The organism is Paenibacillus sp. RRE4 (assembly GCF_031844205.1).
Lineage (GTDB): Bacteria > Bacillota > Bacilli > Paenibacillales > Paenibacillaceae > Paenibacillus > Paenibacillus xylanexedens_B.
The window spans coordinates 3,281,048-3,302,368 of sequence record NZ_JAUZUT010000001.1 but is presented as its reverse complement, the minus strand read 5'-3'; the positions used below and the strand labels follow the sequence as shown (position 1 = coordinate 3,302,368).

Annotated in this window: 20 protein-coding genes, 1 tRNA gene and 1 pseudogene; 18 read left to right on the top strand and 4 right to left on the bottom strand. The window is 43.7% G+C overall.

The window, feature by feature from the left end; all coding sequences use genetic code 11:
- Nucleotides 1–134: 134 nt before the first annotated feature.
- From Q9R46_RS14900 to Q9R46_RS28585, 13 genes and pseudogenes are all read left to right on the top strand, one after another.
- A pseudogene (locus Q9R46_RS14900) lies at nt 135–320 on the top strand (glycerophosphodiester phosphodiesterase family protein); the annotation flags it as partial.
- A gap of 285 nt (nt 321–605) precedes the next feature.
- On the top strand, nt 606–1,661 hold the full coding sequence (locus Q9R46_RS14895; protein WP_145331974.1) for a FecCD family ABC transporter permease: 1,056 nt from the start codon (nt 606–608) through the stop codon (nt 1,659–1,661).
- A gap of 1 nt (nt 1,662) precedes the next feature.
- Complete coding sequence (locus Q9R46_RS14890) at nt 1,663–2,694, top strand: FecCD family ABC transporter permease (RefSeq protein ID WP_311280579.1); 1,032 nt, start codon at nt 1,663–1,665, stop codon at nt 2,692–2,694.
- 50 nt (nt 2,695–2,744) lie between these two features.
- Nucleotides 2,745–4,460, top strand: a complete 1,716-nt coding sequence (locus tag Q9R46_RS14885) for an ABC transporter ATP-binding protein (protein ID WP_145413870.1) — start codon at nt 2,745–2,747, stop codon at nt 4,458–4,460.
- A gap of 384 nt (nt 4,461–4,844) precedes the next feature.
- Complete coding sequence (locus Q9R46_RS14880) at nt 4,845–5,297, top strand: copper amine oxidase N-terminal domain-containing protein (protein ID WP_311280578.1); 453 nt, start codon at nt 4,845–4,847, stop codon at nt 5,295–5,297.
- A 217-nt stretch (nt 5,298–5,514) separates the two neighbouring features.
- Nucleotides 5,515–5,835 (top strand): hypothetical protein, encoded by a 321-nt coding sequence (locus Q9R46_RS14875; protein ID WP_311280577.1) that lies wholly within the window; start codon nt 5,515–5,517, stop codon nt 5,833–5,835.
- A 537-nt stretch (nt 5,836–6,372) separates the two neighbouring features.
- Entirely contained in the window at nt 6,373–7,920 is a 1,548-nt protein-coding gene (locus Q9R46_RS14870; protein WP_311280576.1) for an RCC1 domain-containing protein, read from the top strand.
- A 48-nt stretch (nt 7,921–7,968) separates the two neighbouring features.
- On the top strand, nt 7,969–14,469 hold the full coding sequence (locus tag Q9R46_RS14865) for a polymorphic toxin-type HINT domain-containing protein (RefSeq protein WP_311280575.1): 6,501 nt from the start codon (nt 7,969–7,971) through the stop codon (nt 14,467–14,469).
- An 18-nt stretch (nt 14,470–14,487) separates the two neighbouring features.
- Nucleotides 14,488–14,892: a hypothetical protein gene (locus tag Q9R46_RS14860; protein WP_311280574.1), complete on the top strand. Its 405-nt coding sequence runs from the start codon at nt 14,488–14,490 to the stop codon at nt 14,890–14,892.
- 575 nt (nt 14,893–15,467) lie between these two features.
- Nucleotides 15,468–16,022: a hypothetical protein gene (locus Q9R46_RS14855; protein ID WP_311280573.1), complete on the top strand. Its 555-nt coding sequence runs from the start codon at nt 15,468–15,470 to the stop codon at nt 16,020–16,022.
- A gap of 41 nt (nt 16,023–16,063) precedes the next feature.
- Nucleotides 16,064–16,225 (top strand): hypothetical protein, encoded by a 162-nt coding sequence (locus Q9R46_RS28590; RefSeq protein WP_397386354.1) that lies wholly within the window; start codon nt 16,064–16,066, stop codon nt 16,223–16,225.
- A 78-nt stretch (nt 16,226–16,303) separates the two neighbouring features.
- Nucleotides 16,304–16,468 carry a DUF5071 domain-containing protein gene (locus Q9R46_RS14850; RefSeq protein WP_311280572.1) on the top strand — a complete coding sequence of 55 codons (165 nt, stop codon included), beginning with the start codon at nt 16,304–16,306 and terminating at the stop codon, nt 16,466–16,468.
- Complete coding sequence (locus Q9R46_RS28585) at nt 16,414–16,686, top strand: DUF5071 domain-containing protein (RefSeq protein ID WP_397386353.1); 273 nt, start codon at nt 16,414–16,416, stop codon at nt 16,684–16,686. Before Q9R46_RS14850 ends, Q9R46_RS28585 begins: the two co-directional genes overlap by 55 nt.
- Nucleotides 16,687–16,848: 162 nt before the next feature.
- Here the strand turns inward: Q9R46_RS28585 and Q9R46_RS14845 are convergent, their stop codons facing one another.
- Entirely contained in the window at nt 16,849–17,751 is a 903-nt protein-coding gene (locus Q9R46_RS14845; RefSeq protein ID WP_123062476.1) for a manganese catalase family protein, read from the bottom strand.
- 289 nt (nt 17,752–18,040) lie between these two features.
- On the opposite strand from Q9R46_RS14845, the gene Q9R46_RS14840 reads away from it, so the two are divergent.
- The 4 genes from Q9R46_RS14840 to Q9R46_RS14825 all read left to right on the top strand — a co-directional run bounded on the left by Q9R46_RS14840 (nt 18,041) and on the right by Q9R46_RS14825 (nt 19,385).
- Nucleotides 18,041–18,352: a hypothetical protein gene (locus tag Q9R46_RS14840; RefSeq protein ID WP_090923693.1), complete on the top strand. Its 312-nt coding sequence runs from the start codon at nt 18,041–18,043 to the stop codon at nt 18,350–18,352.
- A 57-nt stretch (nt 18,353–18,409) separates the two neighbouring features.
- Nucleotides 18,410–18,739, top strand: a complete 330-nt coding sequence (locus Q9R46_RS14835; protein ID WP_090923692.1) for a DUF3889 domain-containing protein — start codon at nt 18,410–18,412, stop codon at nt 18,737–18,739.
- Between the two features lie 153 nt (nt 18,740–18,892).
- Entirely contained in the window at nt 18,893–19,120 is a 228-nt protein-coding gene (locus Q9R46_RS14830; RefSeq protein ID WP_311280571.1) for a hypothetical protein, read from the top strand.
- Complete coding sequence (locus Q9R46_RS14825) at nt 19,104–19,385, top strand: LexA family transcriptional regulator (RefSeq protein ID WP_145331955.1); 282 nt, start codon at nt 19,104–19,106, stop codon at nt 19,383–19,385. The genes Q9R46_RS14830 and Q9R46_RS14825 overlap by 17 nt, the downstream gene beginning before the upstream one ends.
- A 104-nt stretch (nt 19,386–19,489) precedes the next feature.
- On the opposite strand, the gene Q9R46_RS14820 is transcribed toward Q9R46_RS14825, so the two are convergent.
- From Q9R46_RS14820 to Q9R46_RS14810, 3 genes are all read right to left on the bottom strand, one after another.
- Nucleotides 19,490–19,726: a DUF3892 domain-containing protein gene (locus Q9R46_RS14820; protein ID WP_123062846.1), complete on the bottom strand. Its 237-nt coding sequence runs from the start codon at nt 19,724–19,726 to the stop codon at nt 19,490–19,492.
- A 152-nt stretch (nt 19,727–19,878) separates the two neighbouring features.
- Entirely contained in the window at nt 19,879–20,322 is a 444-nt protein-coding gene (locus Q9R46_RS14815; protein ID WP_145331954.1) for a GNAT family N-acetyltransferase, read from the bottom strand.
- 350 nt (nt 20,323–20,672) lie between these two features.
- Entirely contained in the window at nt 20,673–20,957 is a 285-nt protein-coding gene (locus Q9R46_RS14810; RefSeq protein WP_311280570.1) for a hypothetical protein, read from the bottom strand.
- A gap of 193 nt (nt 20,958–21,150) precedes the next feature.
- Here Q9R46_RS14810 and Q9R46_RS14805 point away from each other — a divergent pair.
- Nucleotides 21,151–21,222: transfer RNA gene (locus Q9R46_RS14805), tRNA-Val, on the top strand.
- Nucleotides 21,223–21,321 lie beyond the last annotated feature (99 nt).

Here is a 21,321-nt window from a genome sequence, read left to right as displayed (position 1 = left end):
CAGCCCTTTAAATGTTAGACCCGTGCTGAATGAACAAGCCAGTATACAATTAAACGCTCTCTTAATACGTGTATGACAAATGGTGTATATAGTGAAAATTCATAGAATCCACTTTGAACGCAGGAGGGTCTGAGTTGAACAACATTGAAATTATTGCCCACCGAGGTGCATCTGCGGCATGCCCGGAAAACACGATGATTGCGTTTGAGCGAGCGCTAGAGCTGGGTGCAACGGGAATCGAGACGGATGTGCAGATGTCAGCCGATGGCCGGTTGGTGTTAATTCATGATGAAACTTTACAACGAACGGCGAGAAGCCAATATTGGAATTAATAAGGATATGTAAGGCTATCGTATGTAAAGTTATGAAATGAGCGCCACACAGGAGTGATGAAGCTCTGGTGTGGCCTTTTTTATGCATATTCATGCGGGGAATATTCATATCTGCAAGAAAGTTGTCCTTTTTGTCCATTGCCAGACTGGAAGGATTCCCTTACAATGTTCTATGGGAATGAGAATCAATATCAATAGAAGCGGTATTTTTGGAGAGGTGATTGTTATGTACATAAGGGTAATATGCTTCACTCATAACACAGGTGGTCAAGTATGAACTTGAACAGTTCTTCCACGCAATCAAATGAGGAGTCACCTACAGCGAAAATCCACACACGTCCATGGGCAGCAACTCTCATTCTAACAGGCGGTATTCTTCTACTTGCTCTGGGCATGGCGTTGTCCATTTCATTTGGTGCTGCGGATATTCAGCTCGGCGTAGTCTGGCAGGCGGTATTTAACTTTAACCCTGACTTGACACCCCATCAGATCATATGGGAGATTCGGTTGCCGCGTATTCTGGGCGGAGCGATGGTTGGGGCTTGCTTCGCTGTTGCCGGTGCGATTATGCAAGGTATGACCCGGAATCCACTCGCCGATTCGGGACTGCTTGGCCTGAATGCGGGTGCCGGATTTGCACTGGCGATCTGTTTTGCCTTTTTCCCGGGTTTGCCGTACATGTACATTATTATGTATTCCTTCTTGGGAGCAGGACTTGGCGTGCTGCTTGTGTATGGTTTCGGTGCGGCATCCCGATCAGGTCTGACACCGCTTCGTCTTGTGCTAGCCGGGGCCGCAGTATCCGCTATGCTGTCTGCGCTGAGTGAGGGCATTGCGCTCTACTTCAGAATCGGACAAGACTTGGCGTTCTGGACTGCCGGAGGGGTAGCCGGAACGAAGTGGTCTCAGCTTGAAGTGATGTTTCCTTGGGTGCTCGCAGCACTCATAGTTGGCATGATCATCTCACGTTCAATTACGCTGCTCAGTCTTGGGGAGGACATCGCAGTTGGATTGGGACAGCGTACCGGCCTGATCAAGCTGGTCGGACTGATTGTAGTACTTATTCTGGCGGGTACGGCGGTATCTGTGGTGGGGGCGGTCGGATTTGTCGGTCTCATCATTCCCCATCTTACGCGGAAGCTGGTTGGAGTCGATTATCGCTGGATTATTCCTTGTTCTGCCGTGATGGGCAGCCTGTTGCTTGTATTTTCGGACCTGGCTGCACGTATGATTAACCCGCCTTACGAAACGCCGATTGGCGCATTGGTAGCCCTCATCGGGGTGCCGTTCTTCCTGTATCTGGCGCGGAAAGAAAGGAGGACGCTGTAAGATGGGTTCCTCAACTATGGTTGGCGCAGAGCGCAAAAAGAAAACGAAAGGTATCGTTGTTCTTGTTGTGCTCGGTCTCTTGATTATTACAGCTTTTATCATCAGTATGAATACCGGATTTACCAAGCTTTCACCGCTGGAGGTTTTACGGACACTGTTTGGCAGCGGCACACCGAAGCAGGAACTGATCCTGTTTGAATTCCGGCTGCCTCGCATAGTGATTGCTGTTCTGATTGGAGCGGGGCTGGCATTGTCGGGTTGTATCCTGCAAGGGATATCGCGCAACGCACTTGCTGATCCGGGAATTCTTGGTATTAATGCAGGAGCGGGTCTTATGGTCATGCTGTTTGTTTCTTTTTTCCCAACGACAACAGCCGCACCGATCTTTCTGCTCCCCATTCTTGCGCTGGTTGGGGCGAGCTTTGCAGCATTTCTGATCTATATCCTTTCCTACAAAAAAGGGGAGGGCATCTTGCCGACCCGTATGCTACTAACGGGAATTGGAGTTGCAGCCGGTATCAGTTCAGCTATGATCGTGTTAACGCTGCGGCTTAGTCCGGAGAAATACCAATTTGTAGCCACCTGGCTTGCGGGCAGCATTTGGGGCTCCAACTGGAAATTTGTTATTGCACTGCTACCTTTTATTCTTGTGCTTGTACCTCTGGTGCTGGCGAAGGCTCGTGTGTTGAATGTATTAAACCTGGGGGATCAGACAGCAAGCGGGCTTGGTGCTCCCGTAGAGCGTGAGCGAATGATTTTGCTTGCTGCGGCAGCCATTCTCGCAGGAGCCTGTGTATCTGTAAGTGGCGGTATCGGTTTTGTTGGTCTGATCGGGCCTCATCTGGCGCGCCGTCTGGTTGGGCCAAAACATCAATTTTTGCTACCTGCATCTGCACTGGTCGGGTCATTGCTCGTTCTGGTCGCGGATACGCTGGGACGTGTCATTTTGCAACCTTCAGAGATTCCAGCCGGGATTCTGGTTGCAATTCTGGGTGCACCATACTTCCTGTATCTTTTAAGCAGGACGAAATAGAAGGTAATCATCATATTGACGGAGGATTGCCGTAAGGGGGAACTAGGTTCATGCTTCGTCGTTTTTTTGCCTATTACAGGCCGTACAAAAAACTGTTCATTCTGGATTTTACCTGTGCAATTCTGGTCGCGTTGCTGGAGCTGGCTTTTCCGCTAGCTGTGAACCGGGTTGTGGACGATCTGCTACCAGGTGGACGGTGGGACTGGATTTTATGGGCGTGTCTAGGACTGTTGGGCATTTACTTGCTGAATTCATTCCTGAATTACGTTGTAACGTATTGGGGACACAAGCTAGGGATTAATATCGAGACGGATATGCGTAAAAGTCTGTTCAATCATGTGCAGAAGTTGTCCTTCCGATATTTTGACAATACGAAGACAGGACATCTGGTATCCCGTATGACAAATGATCTGATGGATATCGGTGAGATTGCCCACCACGGTCCCGAGGACGTATTTATCGCGGTGATGACACTTGTAGGTGCATTCAGCATCATGATGAGTATTAACGGTAATCTGGCCATTCTGACGTTTATCATTGTGCCACTTATTATCTATCTTTCTTTGTATTTCGGGAACAAAATGTCCAAGGCCTTCAGCCGAATGTTCGGGGATATTGCCGATTTTAACGCGCGTGTAGAAAACAATATTACGGGTATTCGCGTGGTTCAGGCTTTTGCCAATGAAGAGTATGAAAAAGCGCAATTCGCGGTAAACAACGGTCGTTTCCGTCAAACCAAGCTGGTCGCGTACAAAATTATGGCCTGGAACTCATCAATTAGTTATGTACTGATGAAGCTGGTATCGTTGTTTGTACTCGTATGCGGAACGTGGTTTGTGATTAACGGCAGTATGACCTATGGTGAGTTTATTGCCTTTATCATGTTATCGAATGTGTTCCTGACGCCGATCCAGAAGATTAATTCGGTTATCGAGACTTATCCTAAAGGCATTGCAGGTTTCAAACGTTATACGGACCTGCTCGATATGGAGCCAGAGGTCAAAGACCATGCTAATGCCGTTGCGGTATCCCATTTGCGCGGAGATATCCGTTACGAGCAAGTAACTTTTGGTTATTCGGATCAAGAGCCTGTACTTCAAGGTATTGATCTAAGTGTTCGTGCCGGTGAAACGGTCGCTCTGGTCGGTCCGTCGGGTGCGGGGAAAACAACACTTTGCAGTTTACTGCCACGATTCTATGATGTGCTGGAAGGGCGCATCACGATTGATGGTCAGGATATTCAGCACATGACACTGGATTCCTTACGCAGCCAGATCGGGATCGTGCAGCAGGATGTATTCCTCTTCGATGGTACGATTCGGGAAAATATTGCGTACGGCAAACTGGATGCCTCAGAAGAGGAAATCTGGATGGCGGCTCGTCGGGCCCAGATGGAATCCTTGATTCTGTCCATGCCGGAAGGGCTGGATACACTGATTGGTGAACGCGGCGTGAAGCTGTCCGGGGGACAGAAGCAACGGTTATCCATTGCTCGCATGTTCCTGAAGAATCCACCGATTCTCATTCTGGATGAAGCGACATCTGCGCTCGACACGGAAACGGAAGCAGCGATTCAGCAATCCCTCGCGGAGCTGTCCGAAGGACGTACGACACTGGTCATTGCCCACAGGCTGGCGACGATCAAAAACGCAGACCGCATCGTGGTCGTGGCCGAGCAAGGCATCACGGAACAGGGACGTCATGAGGAACTGCTGGCTTCGGGCGGCATCTACAGTCGACTGCACTATGCGCAGTTTGGTGCATAGTTCACGGAGCGAATTTAAGAATGTTTTCGTTAGTAATAAGTAATTACAGCAACAATTCAATTATCATACAAAAGGCTCGAGACGAAGTAATAACTTCAGTTTCGAGTTTTTTTTGTATATGTACATATTGATATTAAGGAGAAAAGTAGTATTATCATTTTGTCAGGAAATTGAATAAAAATACATTAATTAGATCAAAGAGAAATGCGAAGAACAAAGTGATATGGCGTAGCATCATCCTCTAGCATAGAAGTCAATGATGTTGCAGTGCCTAGTAGCGCTTTCAGTGCTCCTCTTACAGATCATGCATCTATTACTAGAAGTGGTGATAATATCGTTACAATAATAGCTGACGAAAATTTGTGAAGAAAGTGAGGGAAACATATGAAAAAGAAATTATTTGCGTTTGGTCTTATCCTTTTAATCATGTCTATATGTTCAACGAGTATTTTTGCAGCAGGAGAGGCACCTCGGGCGACTATCTACGTAAACGAAGAGAAGCTGGATTTTGATGCGATTGTTGCATACTCAGGAGTATCTATGGTTCCTTTTCGTGAAATATTCGAGAAATATGATATGAAGGTAAGTTGGGACAATATCAACAAAACAGTGACGGCAAGCAGTCAAGACGGTGCTACAGTTATAAAATTAAGCGAGAATAAAAAGACAGCATTTGTGAATGGGAAATCATTTGCCTTATCACAAACACCTTTTCTTGGAGGCAACACATTATATGTGAACCTCAGATTTATCAGTGAATCCATAGGTGCAACGGTGAATTTTGATAAACCATCACTTTCAATTCACATCGTTCTTCCTGAAACTTCGATAGAATAGTGAATCTACCCTGGTATGTATACCGGGGTATTTTTTTGTTATTAAAGGACCGAGAGGCCAGTAAAATGATACGAACAGTAAAAATAGGAGCATTAAACACAAAAAGAAACCTCCTTTGGGTAATGATAGGTATAGATTGGACTGAAATGTATAATATGTTTACGAGAAGCAGTGAAGTTTTATTGACAAACAGTCTATCTACTAGGAGGCAATTGACATGTCAGATCTGACTAAAATACTACTTACCTGTCTCGGTTTTATTTTAATTTTATCGTTGTTATTGCTGGGAATTCGTAAACTGATGGGGCATGACAAAGGTTACCCCCCTCGAAACTTGGTTGGCTGGTTTATTGGATTTTTTATCATCGGCGCCGTACCTCTTACGTTTGCATTGTATACCTACATCACCGATGAACGTTTGGATGCCAACATCGGGTTAGGGCTTGCCATGCTGTTTGCTTGGGCATACTGTGCGTTGCTGTTATGTGGTGTGGTGGGCGTGTGGGGAAGGTATTGGTGGCGTGGGAAAAGGAAGTGATGAATAGATTATTATTTCAAGTGTTAATCAACTTAAATGTGCAATGATTTATTGTTGGGAAGATAACAAGATGATGCATATATCATATGGGACTATATCAAAATTAGTTTTTTACATCTGAGATGGATGTAATTGTAACTCGTCTAATAACCGATCCTTTACCAGAAATTATCTGTGTAAAGGATATTTTTATTTTGAAACCATTGTCTAAAATAACTCGATTTTTATATATAGCACATATCATATGAATAATTATTATATGTGTTGCATTAAATTGTTGGAGTTATAAAAAACCAATCATAATTGGACAATTATACATATATAAGATTTTATATATCAAATCAGGATTTTGTTCGACAAAAAAAGACAATTAAATACAAAATAAGCCTATTTATTATTGCAGATGAATAAACGATAATGATAAAGCTATTTGACAACTAATAGATGAAAAGGAGCGAGGATGATCAGTGTGAAGAGAACATATCGCATTACAGAAAGTAAACGATAATACTATAGTAAGGGTGAACATTCTAAATAATGAAAATTAAAGTAGCAGTTAAATTATTAATATCTCTAAGTCTACTTTCTACTTTGGGTGTTACAAGTTTAGTTCAAGCAGAGAGCAAAAAAGTCGAAAAGCCAGTTAATCAGATAGCTATTGGGCAGAGACATTTTTTGGTATTAGGTAGAGACGGAACCATCTGGTCAGCAGGAGAGAATAGTGGTCAATTGGGACGAGAGTCTGATGCAGAATTCGATGACCTGAAAGCTATTCCTTCAGCAACAGATATGGTTGGCATCTCTGCAGGGACAAACAGTAGTTATGGGATTACAAAGCAAGGTAAAGTATTGAGCTGGCAGAAAACTAATTCCGGTTTGGAGTCTGGTTTTTCTTCATTGAATAATGTAAAAACGGTAGCAGAAGGGAAGAACTTTTATGCCGTTCTGACCGAGGAAGGAACCGTCTGGACTTGGGGCATAAATTCTGTAGGACAATTAGGCTTGGGAGAGCGTCTAAAAAAACGTGATATACCAACATTAGTACCCAATCTGGAGAAAGTTACAGAAATAGCTGCTGGCTATATGACAACATATGCACTTCAAGAGGATGGTACATTATGGGGTTGGGGAGCATTACAAAATGGAAATACTAACCTCAGTTTTGATCCTGTCCAAATTGAATTTCCAACAAAGATTAAGCATGTCTATTCTACTTTCTTTCGCAATTATAACAGTAGCTTTATAAATACCATTGCTGTAATTGATGTGAACAATAATGTATGGATGTGGGGAGATAATTTTTTCGGGCAACTAGGAGATGGAACTCATGAGAATAGAATCGTTCCCAAAATTATTGCTGGCTTGGGTCCAGTTAAACAAATGGCCTTAGGTAAAACACATGTGCTTGCTCTTAAAATGGATGGGACCGTTTGGGCTTGGGGGAGAAATATTTACGGACAGTTAGGAGACGGAACTAAGGAAGAACGCTTGTTCCCTACCCAAGTGCCTGGTTTGCTGGACATAGATTCTGTAGCAGCAGGGGATGGAAACATCAGTGGTGCGGTTAGTAAAACTTCTCAAATCTATATCTGGGGACAGGATTTAAGATACCCATCGGAGTATAATGACGGAAAAGCATTAACCTCTCCTCAGCTTATAACGATTAACGATCAACCCAAAGAAGAAATCATGATGTTAGATAAGCCTGAAAATCTTAAACTTAAAGTCGTAAACTCTTCTTCTGTTCAATTGTCATGGGATCAACCCAAAGCACAGAATGAGCTTGAAGATGGATACAACATCTACCAGAACAACGTGATAATCGGTAGTACCAAAGAAAAAAACTTTATTATCAACAATCTCGACGCAACGAAAGAATACAACTTTTATATCAAAGCAAAAGCCACGTCAGGTCAAGAGTCCGAAGCAAGTAATACGGTGAAAAAAAGAGGGATTGGAAAATATACTTACGTCTATAATTCTTCAGGCCAGCTTACGAGCATTATCTATGAATCCGGCAAGAGAATAAGTTATGAATACGACAAAAATGGGAATTTGAAAAAAACAACGGTGGTCAATCCATAGACGATCAGCACATTGTAGCTACTACTTATTGAACGGAGAGAAACTTAGTTGAAACATTCTAAAATGAAGAAGTTTATGAATATTATTCTTATCTTTTCAGTCCTGCTAGGTCTTTTTGGCAACTGGATACCGGCGACTACATACGCGGAGGAAGAACAGAGTCAGACTACGGATCTGGTTCAAGTGATGATCAGCGAATTCGGTACAACGGAAGGTTTTATTCAAGGTTACCTGGATCAGGGATATAACTTGAATCAAATCCTCTCAGCCTTTTTCAAAATGAGAGATAGTCAAATGGGATTTGAAGAAGCACTGAATACCCTTTATCCGAAAGAAATCAATGAATCTCAAAGCGTAACCAGTGATGTCTATGCAGAAGGTTCTCTTAACAACGAATTGTCGATTGTGAGTGTTGAGGCTGACCAGTCCAGTATCATGCAACGATATGATACGTTTGCTGTAACCGAAGAGGTTTATGGAGGCACCGATCCTGCTCAACCGCAGACAGAAGATGAGGAGGCCGACAAAGAGAAATCCGAAGCGGTCGAACAGCCTGTAACAGATTCAGAGAGTAGTGCTCCTGAAACAAGCCAGCCTGCCGGGGAGGAACCAACTCAAGAGAAGGGCCAACAGTCAGAATCAACGACAGCCCCGGATTCCGTTACGGGGAATCAAGAGAATAACACTGCACCAGCAGATGAAGCGAGCCATAGTACAGCTTCAGATGTTATCCAGCCTTTGGCTGCGTCAACCAGTGTGCCTGATCCGGGTAAACATATTTCCGAGAAAGCGCCGGTGTTCAACAAGAATTCATTTAACGAGGCGCCCTATTCCGTAGGTGAAAATGGAGAAGCCATCTCTAATTTAAGTGGTTCCTTAATCCTGGAGCATGTGGATGCAACGCTGCCAGGACGTGGTGGTATGGGATTCTCCTTACAACGGCAGTATAACTCGTCCGAAGCGCAGTTCTATGATAAGGAAGTAGGCTTTAACACATACGAGTATCCTGTCTACAAATATTTTGTGACGTATAGTGCCATTCGCAAAAAGAAAATCCCGAAATACCATGTGAAATATAGCGAAAACATGTGGTATCAGATGGACAACGACGGCGATGGTGTGATCGATCTCGAAACCGAAATTCAGGAAAGAAAAACGAAACTTCTAGGTACGTATGCTACCGAGGCGGAGGCCAAACAAGCAGCCAAGCAACCCATTGTATACCCCGTACCCGCGGAGTCGCGTACAGAGCAAACAACCCGATATTCAACAAATGTCAACAGTTTTGCTTCAAGTGTGAGTTACAACAATGGTGTTTTTAGCGGAACACTCAATAAACAGGGGAGCCCTTCTGTGGTTTCAGGAGAGTATAAACCTGCTCGAACGATTACGGCCCCTACTCAAACCTGCGTAAATTCCATTCCTGGTAAATATGATGCCAAAGGAAACTGGGTACAAACCGGGTCAGAGAGCCCTTGTCCGCAAACCAAGACAGCTACGGTTCAAGGCCAGACCATTACGCTGACGCGGTCATCTGTAACCAATACGAAAGCTTGTCCATCACCGAATAAATCGGTAGCCAATTTTGTATGTACCAAGTCATGGGAAGCGAAATATGACGGTTCTGTATCCATACCATCGTCAGACACACGCAATTACTCCCAACTTTATTCGGGTACAGTTATCAAGCCCGCGAGCACATCAGGCAGAAGGTTCGATTCTTGGGTGCTTCTGGGTGGCGGAGGCAAGCAACGCAAAGCCTACAATGTGAATGAGCTCCCGTGGGTAGAAACCGAGATTACGGAGGGAGCGGCAGAATCAACTACGCAGGCTACAGATGGTACAGACTACTGGTCCGATGCGAGCAGTATCAAGACCGAGATTAATAATCATGCCAATGTACAGTTCCAGAACGGAATCAATGATGGCTACAACTATTATATTGCTTCCCAGCCTAATGCCGAGATTCGGGCATATCAAGTGGGCAATAACACAGATGTCACCTACTATAACAAAACAATTCCTGCCGCTGCGGACAAACGAGCACCACTGGGTAAGGGGTGGTCATGGAAACTGCCTTACACCGAAACGGAGAATAACAAAACGTTTATGGTGCTGGCCGATGGCGGTCGCTACGAAATTGCAGGTAATACGCTAAAAGGGTACGACTGGGAAGGCATCACAGTTAGTCCGGATACGACGGTTAGTGTAAATGGAGAAACGTCTTCACTGGTGATGACTTCTGCGGATGGATTAATCAAGCAATATTTCTCTGCGGGTGGGCGTCTGCTTCAGATCTCCGACGGACAAAAAAATACGGTTCAATTTTTCTATGAAAACAATTCGGTGTATAACAGCAAACTGTTAACCCAAGTGAAGGATGCTATAGGCAATACGATTCGTATCAGTTATACATCGTCAGCTGTAACGATTGTGCAGGGGAACCGTACAGTCACATATAATAAACAGACAAAAAACGGTATGGAACTGCTTGATTCGGTCATTGATCCGCTAGGACGAAAAACGACGTATTCTTATAAACTGGCGGATGCCAAGTTTAACTTGCCTGGCTTTAGCCCGGAACGTGCGGCACTCAACCCGTATGCGCTTCTGACATCAGTTCAGCATAATACGGGTGCCAAAACGTTCTATGATTATGAAAACGGGCCGGTTAAGCGTTATCTTGGTGAAGAGTCCTTCAATGATGCCTACCGTGTCTTGTCTCGTAAAGATCAGATTACGTATGAAAATGGATCAACAGAAGATTTCAACCGTCAGACGTATAGCTATACGTCCGATTTGGGAGCTACATTCTCACAGGATACAACGTTTGCTGTCTCGGTAAGTAATGGATTAACTAATACGCAATACAACTACCGTAAAGATTTTATTACCAATGACACACCAGCCCAGTTTTATCTGGATCGGACCCTGGTTAGTGCAGAGGGAAAAACCCAGACAACAACCAATACCTACGGTAAAACGGTCAAAGGACGTAGTTATGCTGCATCAACACCGACGGTAACGACGGTAACCGATAACCAGGCCAAAGATGTCTTAACGACCACCGTACAGGTGGATGATTACGGCAATATTACGTCGGTAACGGATGCAACGGGACGCACCACGACCAGTACGTATGATGACACTAGACACTGGTTAACGAGTGTCACCGACATGGTGGATGCGACCAACAAGAAATATACAGTTCTTTCACGGGATAACCTCGGTAACATTAAGCAAATTGTGAATCGTAAAGATAGTGCCGGCGGTGAACTGTTGACACAGGCAGATTACACCTATGATGCCTATGGTAACCTGTTAACCCAGCGCATTTCGGACGGCAAACAAGAACGAAATGCGACACTTGAATATGATGGTCGTTATCAAAATGCGTTTCCAACGCGTCTGAGCATGATGGTGACCGATGTGGATGGTCAAACAACGCCGGTCAGCACATCGTCTGAATATGACATGACCACCGGTGACTTGATCTCTTCTACAGATGCAGAGCAGCGTACAACCAAGTATCGCATGGATGCTATAGGGCGTACCATTGAGGTAACGCAAACGGATGGAACAAAGCTCCGTGCGGATTACGATGATATCAACAATACGATCAAAGTGACGGACGAGTCAGGGCAGCAACGGTTACAGAAATGGAGTTCACTGGGTCAGGCGATTGAGAATGGTTACTTCTCAGGAAACGGCTATGTAGTCTCACAACGTAAAGGATATGATCCGTATAGCCGGGCTGCCTGGACAGACGATGCCCTGGGCAACCGTACTCGTAATACGTACGATAACTGGAACCGTGTGGTGATGACCACCGGAGCTGACGGTACATCCATATCCATGAAATACGATGATGTAGCTCGTACAGCAACAAGTACGGATGCTGAAGGCTATATGCAGATTGCGACCTATGATAAGTGGGGCAAAGGCATCAAAACGGAAGAGAAAACGCAGCTGGATCAGGTCCTCCGAGTATTGGAGAAAAACAAATACGATAACATCAGCGGTCAAACGCTGGAGCAAACCGATGGTAATGGCAATGTGACTGCATTCAGTTATGATGTCATGGGCCAGCTCCGCGAAGTGACCAGCGCCAATGGAGAACAGACACAATATAGCTACGACTTGGCAGCTAATCTAACTAAGACAATTGATCCGGCAGGTAACGTGAAAGAAAATACGTATGATCAGCTGAATCGTCGCCTTCAGACAAAAGACAAGTCAGGTAATATCACGAAAAGCTACTATACACCTGGCGGTAACTTGACGAAATATGTGGATCGCAATGGAAATACATTCACATATGAGTATGATCTGCGTGGTAACTTGCTCCGTAAAGTGAGCTCGGACGAAACGATCAGCTATACTGTTGATGCCTTAGGGAAACGTACGAGCATGACAGATCGCACGGGTACGACGGGGTATCAATATGACCCAGCAACCGAGCAATTGACAAAAATGACCTATCCGGATGGACTTACTGCAGAGTTCACCTATGATCTGAACGGCAACCAGACCGAGATGAAAGGACCATTTGGCAACACGGTTTACTACACGTATGACGCGATGGACCGAATGACATCGGTAGGAACAGCGAAGAACGCGCCAGACGCGCAGTACACGCATTATCTGAATGGTCTCTTTAAATCGTCCCAATCACTAAATGGAGTAAATGATCGCAAAACGTATAACGGTCTGGATCTGGTGGGACTTGAGCAAGTGCGAGATCAAGCTACACTTGGTGTGTACAACTACAGTTATGATAACAACAAAAACATAACGAAGCGTGTACAGCAAGGCGTACAGGACGACTTTACGTATGACCAACTCGATCGGATGGTCACGTCAAGTGGCAATAACGAGCAGTACACCTATGATAAACAAGGCAACCGCCTGACCATGCAGTCGGATAAGGAAGTCAACGCTGTAAATAGCGAGTATCAGTATGATGACCGTAATCGTCTGACTCAAGTGACCACAGGTACGGCAAAAGTGGGATACCAGTACAACGGTGATAACCTGCTTGTCGAGCGTACAGAGAATGGTGTCACTACGCGTTACTATTATGATGATGGCGCTCAGATTATTGCCGAAGCTGAAGTGCGCAACGGCACGCCAGAACTCAAAGCGAACTATATTCGCGGTGCCAAGCTGGAAGCGATTATCTATGCAGATGGTAGCAAAGCGTATGTTCAGAGCAATGGGCACGGAGATATTACCGAGCTGCGGGATGTCAATGGCGTATTACTGAACAAGTATCAGTATGACGTGTGGGGTAATCTGGAGTCGAAAGAGGAGAAGGTCCATAATCCGTTCTTGTACTCCGGAGAACTATGGGATGATACGACGCAGTTGCAATATTTGCGAGCAAGGTGGTACGATCCAAATACGGGCAGGTTTATTAATGAAGATACGTTTGATGGTGAGCTGGATGACCCGCTAAGTTTGAATTTGTATGCGTATGTGAAAAATAATCCGTTAAGATATGTTGATCCAAGTGGTCATATGGCAGAGCCTTCCTACGCTACAGAGCTGAGATATCTGCTGAAGGAAGCTAGAATCAATATTTCACTATTTAACCTGCATAAAAATACCATTCGAGATCGTTATGACTTCGATTCATACCTTAGCAGAAATCGATTTAATTACTTGTATGACATGGCATTGGGTAAAAGTTCTTATTCTAAATCTGCGGGTAATATTAGCTGGGCAACTGAACAGTTAGTAAATGAATTGATTAAAGGGAAAGCAGCGGAATATGCTGCGACACTTGCAATGGGTTTTGTTACGAGTAATGTTCCTAAAGGTAGTGGAAAAACTGCAGGTAAAACGAAAGCTCCTGCATCAGGTTGTAATTGCTTTGTTGCTGGGACTAAGGTTCAAACAGATGAAGGAGAGAAGAATATTGAAGACATTCAGGTCGGAGATAAGGTTCTTTCCAAGAATGAAGAGACTGGTGAGGTAGCTTATAAAGGGGTTACGGCTACTTTTAACCATGAAACGAATGAGATTTACAAAATCTATGTAGGCGACCAAGTGATTGAATCGACCTTTAATCATCCGTTCTATGTGAAAGGTAAAGGATGGACGTTTGTCAAAGATCTCAAGGTTGGAGAATTGCTTGTTCAGAGCGATGGGAATACACTCAAGATAGACAGCATCGAACTGGTCCAAAAGTACGTCACGGTTTACAATATGACGGTTTATGATTTCCATACGTACTTTGTTAGTGACCTTGCGATTTGGGTGCATAATACGAATTGTACTTGGGTACCGGGTTTTAAACCTTTAGGTAAAGGTTCAACTGGCAGAACTACTCCTGCGAGTGATACCGAGTTAAAAGCAATGCAAAAGGCCATGTCTGATCCTACGAAAGGTACAGTACTTAAAATGCCTTCGTTAATGCAGGATAGGAGATGGAATCATGCGGATGGTTGGGTTAAGATGAGTAGGAAAATTAATGGAGTAGAAATTCATTGGGTGTATAATGTTAAAACTAGGCAGTATGATGATTTCAAATTTAAGGATAGGTAATTCCTAGAGAGGTACTATATGAAAATAAAATGTATATCAAATAAAAGTGATTCATTATCCACTAAGGCAGGTTACCCAATAAATTATCAATGTGAGTCATTAATTATTGGGGAAACATTTAATGTGTATTCGATCGGCCATTGGGATAATTACATGTTTTACTTATTGAAAGTTGATCATCCGGACTCCGATTTAAATCTTGACCCAGTATGGTTTCCGTATGAATGGTTCGAAGTCATTGATCAAAAAATTCCAAATTCTTGGTACTTCAATTTTATAGGTGAACCCAATAACGAACAAATTTCAACGATCCTTGGTTATAAAGAAATCGCGTTTGATTTCGACCATCATGTCGGATTAATGGAGAGAGAAAAGTACCACTTAGATTTATTTTACAAAATGAAAGCTGAAATTGATAACTAACGCTAAAACCTTGGGGATTAACACCCTCAAGGTTTTTCTCTCCCCGTTTAGTGCCAAGTAAATCTGCATGGCTAAGGGTTGCTAAGCTTATTCATTCGTGATGGCGTGATGACCAACCCGAACAGCCTTTACTACATGAGGGCGCGCTAGTAAAACCCGGAAATCCGCCGTTTCGTGAACCGTGGTGTAGTAACGAAAACGATCAGCGCGGCGCAATCGCTGAACCGTTATGCATACGTATTTCGTACGTTGATCCTTTCGGCCTCAGCCGCGACGGCGATACGTCGTACCTGGTGCAAGGCGGCAGCTTCCTGCTCGACATCATTACAATATTTTTGAGATTGACTTAATGTTTTCGAAATTAAGGTTATTAATTTCGATCAAAATGTGATAATAGAGTGGGCTAAGTCCCATTATGTAGAATCTGCAGCATTAAGTTATTGCCTAAAGTGTACCTCTTAGAATAGACATTGGAATCTGGTTTATCCGATGAAATTCTAGGGGGCATATGTTTTACTAGAAGTTAAGAGTTAGACGTGAATCTTTACGCAAATTTAAAGGAGCTTATAAACTAGATGATCAATCGGTATTCTTTAGTTGATGATGAGAGTGGTTTGACCATTGGAATATCCTTAGATCTGGTTGGGTTGACTGGCAACCTTATTGAAACCGTCGGTGATGAGAACTTTCATAAAATAATGTTAATTCATTTTCGATATAACGTTGAGTTTGTAGCGTATTGTAAGGAGAAAAAATTTAGTATTAACAATATAGAGATTACTATTCTTGATCACGAAGAGAATTCAATAGGATCATATTATTTTGTACTTAGAGAACCTCTTTCATATAATCGATTTACAGAATTTAATGAAGTTTTAACACAGTTTGAACTGGTTGGGGATTTGTCCCAAATGGCAACAGAAGAGAGTATGCTCATTTGGAATATGCGAAGAAAACCTCTAGCTAAAACGAACGAATGGGTAGGACTATCTCTAGAACAACGAATCGGATGGCTAGAAGTCGCCCGATTATATCGAGGAACCCAGCTTCATTCTCAGGAGCGGCAGAATGGCATATATCAAATGGATGCGACTAACATCGAGGACTCCTCTTCTTTTTTTGTGCCTTAGGTGAGGCTATTAACGGTCCAGGGGGATATTATGGATTTAACTTGGATAGTTTAGCGGACTCCCTTTGTGGTGGATTTGGAGCTATAGCACCATTCGTGCTTGTTCTTCAGAATGTAAATCATGAATGGTGTTCAAATGATTCTTATTTTCAACAGTTAAAAGAAGTGCTAGCGGATGGAAATGTAACGTTAGTCTATAGTTGATCTAATTCAGAATCTTGGGGGTAAAGGAAATACTTTTGCATTTTCAAAAGTGGGCAGTTTCCTGAGGAGGCATAACGAATGCAGATCAGAACGATGTTACCTAAAGATAAATTTAATATCAAATCTGTAAAGAAGCTTGCCAAACGGAGTAATGATGAACTGAGAGATATTTTACCTGAACTTATGGAGTGGTTACAGGATGGGAATTGGCCGATTTCGAAGCCCGTGGAGGACTTGCTTTAAGATTCGGAGATGAATTTATTCCTCATATTCAATATGTATTTCAAACAAGAGACTGTACTTGGGAGTATTTTATGCTGACTGGGATAATCCCTCGATTACCTTTAGAATGTCTGCGTATGTTAAAACCTGATTTAGAAAGAATCATAGAATGTCCCACGGATAGCGAGATAATTGAGGAACTGGATGACGTTATCGTACCTATGCTGAACCAGTTATAGTCGTGGGAAAGGTGCGTTTACCTGAAAATTGCGATTTGGTTAAGGAGTTAACTACATATTCTCAATTTATTTATTTAATTCTAAAGGCCCTCAGACCTTTACTGCATTCAAACAGTAGAGTTTGAGGGCTTTTTTTCATGTAGGCCAACTACAACCCGTTTCTTAATCCGCAATATTCCCCGCCATTTTCAGACGACGCGCGATCTCCTTGAAGTCCTCGTGTGAGATGCCTGGCGCAAACTCTTCTTCCACCGCCGGAGCTTCGGGGATCGGAAAACCCTGAGGAATGCCCTGAATGACTTCCAGAGGTTGTCCATCTTCGGGATGCGTGCCTTTCCAGATCTGGTCGATAGCATTGAAGTCTTTGTCGCTGTAAGTGTACAGCTTGGTGTGTACGCCTTTTTCTTCGTATTTACGAGCCTCGTTGAAGGCTTTGTTATCCAGAGAAGGGATCGGAATCAGTTTGGTTACATTGACACCTGTCGCGATTTCAATCGCTTTGGCATATGCCACCACGTGCACACCTCCACGCACGAGCAGGAAACCGACAACTTCGCGAGCCGCGGGATGATCGGTCATTTCGTATACTTTCATCTTGTGTGTACGGGCCCCACATTCGAGGAAGAAATTATGCAACAAATCCTCTACCAGATTGCCGCTGTTGAAGACATTGGCGCCTGTCCAAGGATTGCCCATCGAATCAAAAGGCATTGCGCCTTGTGCACCTGCCAGAAAATGATACGATAGCCTTGCATCCTTGACGGAACCCAGCGGTGTCTGATCAGGTTCTTTATATTCGGTTGATCCTCGGAGACAATGGTTAATTCCATGGGATACCAACTCAACATGTCCTAATTCTTCGGCCGTAATGCTCATGACGAGGTCGTAGAATGGTTTCAGTTTTTCTTTGGAGCGAAAATTAAAGGATTGGTAGAGGTAGTTGTTCAGTGTGGACATTTCTCCAAATTTACCACCAAGCAATTCCTGTATAGCTGCTGCTGCATTGGGATCAGGCTTTTCGACGTTGGGAATTTCAATCAAAATTTCATCCAGACGTTTGAACATACAGATATAACCTCCTCGAATATGGGGTGAAAATAGACTCGGGCGGACGTTGGATTCAGCTTGGTCAGTCAAAGCCCATTACACGGGATATGGATGTTTTAAACAGATTCACTATGAAATGGGTCTAAAGGGTCATGCACGTATCTGTCACGAATGCTTGAAGAACGTGTTGAATGGTTCACCGTTTGGTATTTCCATTTTCACAATTATTATGTACAATCAGACAAGTTGTTCAGAGTGTTGCGCTGATCTTTGGTCATGGATTCGAAGTAGAAAGGAAGGAATACATATGAGATTTAGATGGATACATATCGTATGTTCAATAGTGAGTTTAATGATGTTAACTTACATAAACAGTGCACATGTGGCGGCAAGCGGTGTAGGGAATGATGTTAAGGTGGATGAACAGACAAGGCAAATACTTATGGAGAAGTATGGTTTAGAGCCTACAGAAGAGTCCCAGGCAGAGCAACATTTTCTTTCCGGGGATTGGGGGATGAGCTTCAGTAATACTTCCGAGGTAGATCCATTGGTTAAACTGATGCCAGTTGTTCCATTTTGGCTGTTGCCAGCGGTCTGGATTTTGCGAATCTGGGTGTAAAATGTAATCCGAACGGGCACGATATCAGCAAACACATTCTCCCAAGGAGTGAAATGCATGAGAGTGCTTATGATAACGATATTAACGCTTGTTCTAGGTTTCGCAGGCATCTCAACGACCATTTCGGCAGCAAGCAGCAACATTCCGGATTATGCGAAATGGGGCATCATCGCCGTGAAGGAAACCCAAACGAAGTACAATGTCGACATTCTGGATTACAAACATATCGGCCGTTCGTCGCTTAGCGCGAATCAGTCCAGAGAGCAGTTCAAGCTGTGGGTTCGAGCCAAAGACGGCAAGCAATTTGCGGTTTATGTTAATGTGGATTTTAATCCGAATACGCAACAGTTAAAAACAGTGCAATTTTCTGAATCCGATCGTCACTAATATTCGATCTTCCCCTGAAGAACCAGACTTCCGTTGTGCGGAGTATGTCTGGTTTTTTTATTTTTTAAAATTCCTTTTTTTGTTATTGAATAAAGAACTTATGTTCGCATATAATAGTGAATACAAACAGATGTTCTTATTGGAGGAATGATCATGCTAGGGAAGTATGTTGGCCAGATGGTGGAGCTTGTGTACATGGATCGTGTGGGACAGATTACGCAACGGCAGATCCGAATCAACAGCATGCGAGGCGGAGTAATTCGGGCATCTGATGGCATGGAAGGGGTACCCCGGACTTTTCTGGAGCAAAATATTCTGGCATGGCGCCCTGTAACGGATCGGAATCGGAAGGGAGAACTGAAGTATGCTGAACGACTTTGAACGTAAAATACTTCGTATTATGGTCAACTATGCAGGTCAGCAGCGGCGAATTCCACGTATGGATGAACTGGAAACCAAGACAGGGCGCAACCCGGCGCACATTCGAGAGTCACTGCTAGCGCTTGAACAGAAAGGATATATCTCCTGGCCTCAACCATCTACACTGGAAAGTATACAGATTTTGCAGGCCTGGGAGCAGGAACCCAAGCCCGTACGGAAAACTCAACCTGCTGGCAATGCAGTAAAATATTTTACGGATTACTGATTCCGTTGAGGGCGAATAGTATGCCCAGGTGTAGCAGACTTCTGCAGAAGTTACAGCAAAAACGCCAATCCATAAGGATTGGCGTTATATCGTGAATACATTTATCAGAAATTCGGAAGCTGGTCAAGGTTGTTAGTCGGGTCGCCGTCGGCATCGCCGCGAATATACATTTCTCCGTCTTTGCCTTTGAATACATTCACACCAGCGATTGCCCCGGATTTTACTTCGTTCAGCGCTTGCTGATAATCCAGAATACGGCCTGTCGATGTCTGGAAGGCGGTCAAGTCACCGTCACCATTCTTTTGTACTGCTGTGAATGTTTCGCGTGTTGTCTGATCCATCATGTCACACTCTCCTTCTATGACCAAATGGGAATAGGTTTACCCTGTTAGCCTGTCCAAACTCGCGAGAAGTATGCATTCTTTGCAACATTCCACATTCCGAGAATAGCTGTGTAATGTATGTAGCGCCTGTGTTGTTGAGTTGTGCTGGCCTACAAGCTTTTTCTCATACGGACATGCAGGATATCGGCATCGTAAAAGGGTTCCTCCGAAACCACTTCATAACCGAGTTTATCGTAAAATTTTTGCGCCTGACACTGGGCATCCAGGAGCGAATAGGTTAATCCAAGCTCACGAGCAAGCTCCTCCATCGCTAACAAGAGCACACGTCCATACCCGAACGAACGGTAGGACTCCAGAACAGCAATGCGCTGCATTTTGGCCGTATCTTTGCTGTAATAGATCAGACGACCTGTTGCGACAGCCTGCCCATCAGTATGAAGCAATACATGATGCACATCAGGACTGATAACATCGTATTGATCTATTTCAAGTTCTTCGGGCACTTGTTGCTCAATGACAAAAACCTGACGGCGAATCTCAAGAGCTTGCTTCAATTCTTCTTCTGTCGTGACATAACTTATCTCTGCTGCCAAATTCGATTCCTTCTTTCTGCTCCATGCGCACAAGTTCAGACTGCATTATACAAAAAAATGCTTTTCCTGTATAGTTAGGTTTGGTACATATTGGGGCTTTGAAGGAGGGGGAGAGTTATGGGAATGGCGGCTATTATGACTATTACGTTGCTTATGTCGGCGGGCATGATCGCTTTGTTATACTATGTGACCAAGAAGGCATACTCACGCAAATGGGATGAAGAAGAGTGAGTATATACTCCTGATGGGTAAGGTTAAGGACATGGTTGATTGGATTTTGAACTGACTTAAATATATCAATACAAGCGGATAAATGTTTCTGGACAAGGCTCTTGATCTGACTCTGCTATTTAAGGCAAAAACTCATTTTTTCCCTGAGGGGAGTATACCTCTTGATTTACGGATTTGGAGTAGACGTCCATCCAGACAGGCAACGATTCATTTTGTTCATTCGGTTGTTGCAATTGCTGAAATTGTACCGTATGCTCGTCCCGTTCCAGCCTGCAACCGGTTAAGGTACAGGCGAGAAGGAGCAAAACAGCAACATGAGTAGCAGTGAGCTTCCAGTATTTATTAAGTTGTTTATTGTTATGGCGTGGATTAAGCGATTGGCCAGTATTTTTATTCATCATCATTATACATTCTCCTCATGCAGAATATCGTAATCTTTCCATTATTGTGCTCCAATATGGATGATTTAAAACCAATTTAATGATTGACAATGAACGCGTTTACTTGGTATGATACTGTTACCTCATTCGAGTTTGATTTAGATATGAGGTGGCAAAATGAGTCATTAATTGTAACTGTATATAATCTAGTTAATGAAGGGCGATAGCTCAGCGGGAGAGCATTATCTTGACAGGGTAAGGGTCGTGGGTTCGATCCCCACTCGTCCTATAGCACGAAAACCTTGTGTAGCAAGGTTTTTTTCTTTTTTAAGACACTTGTAATTGAGCGAAGAATACCCGATTGGGGACGGATTGGGGACGAACACTT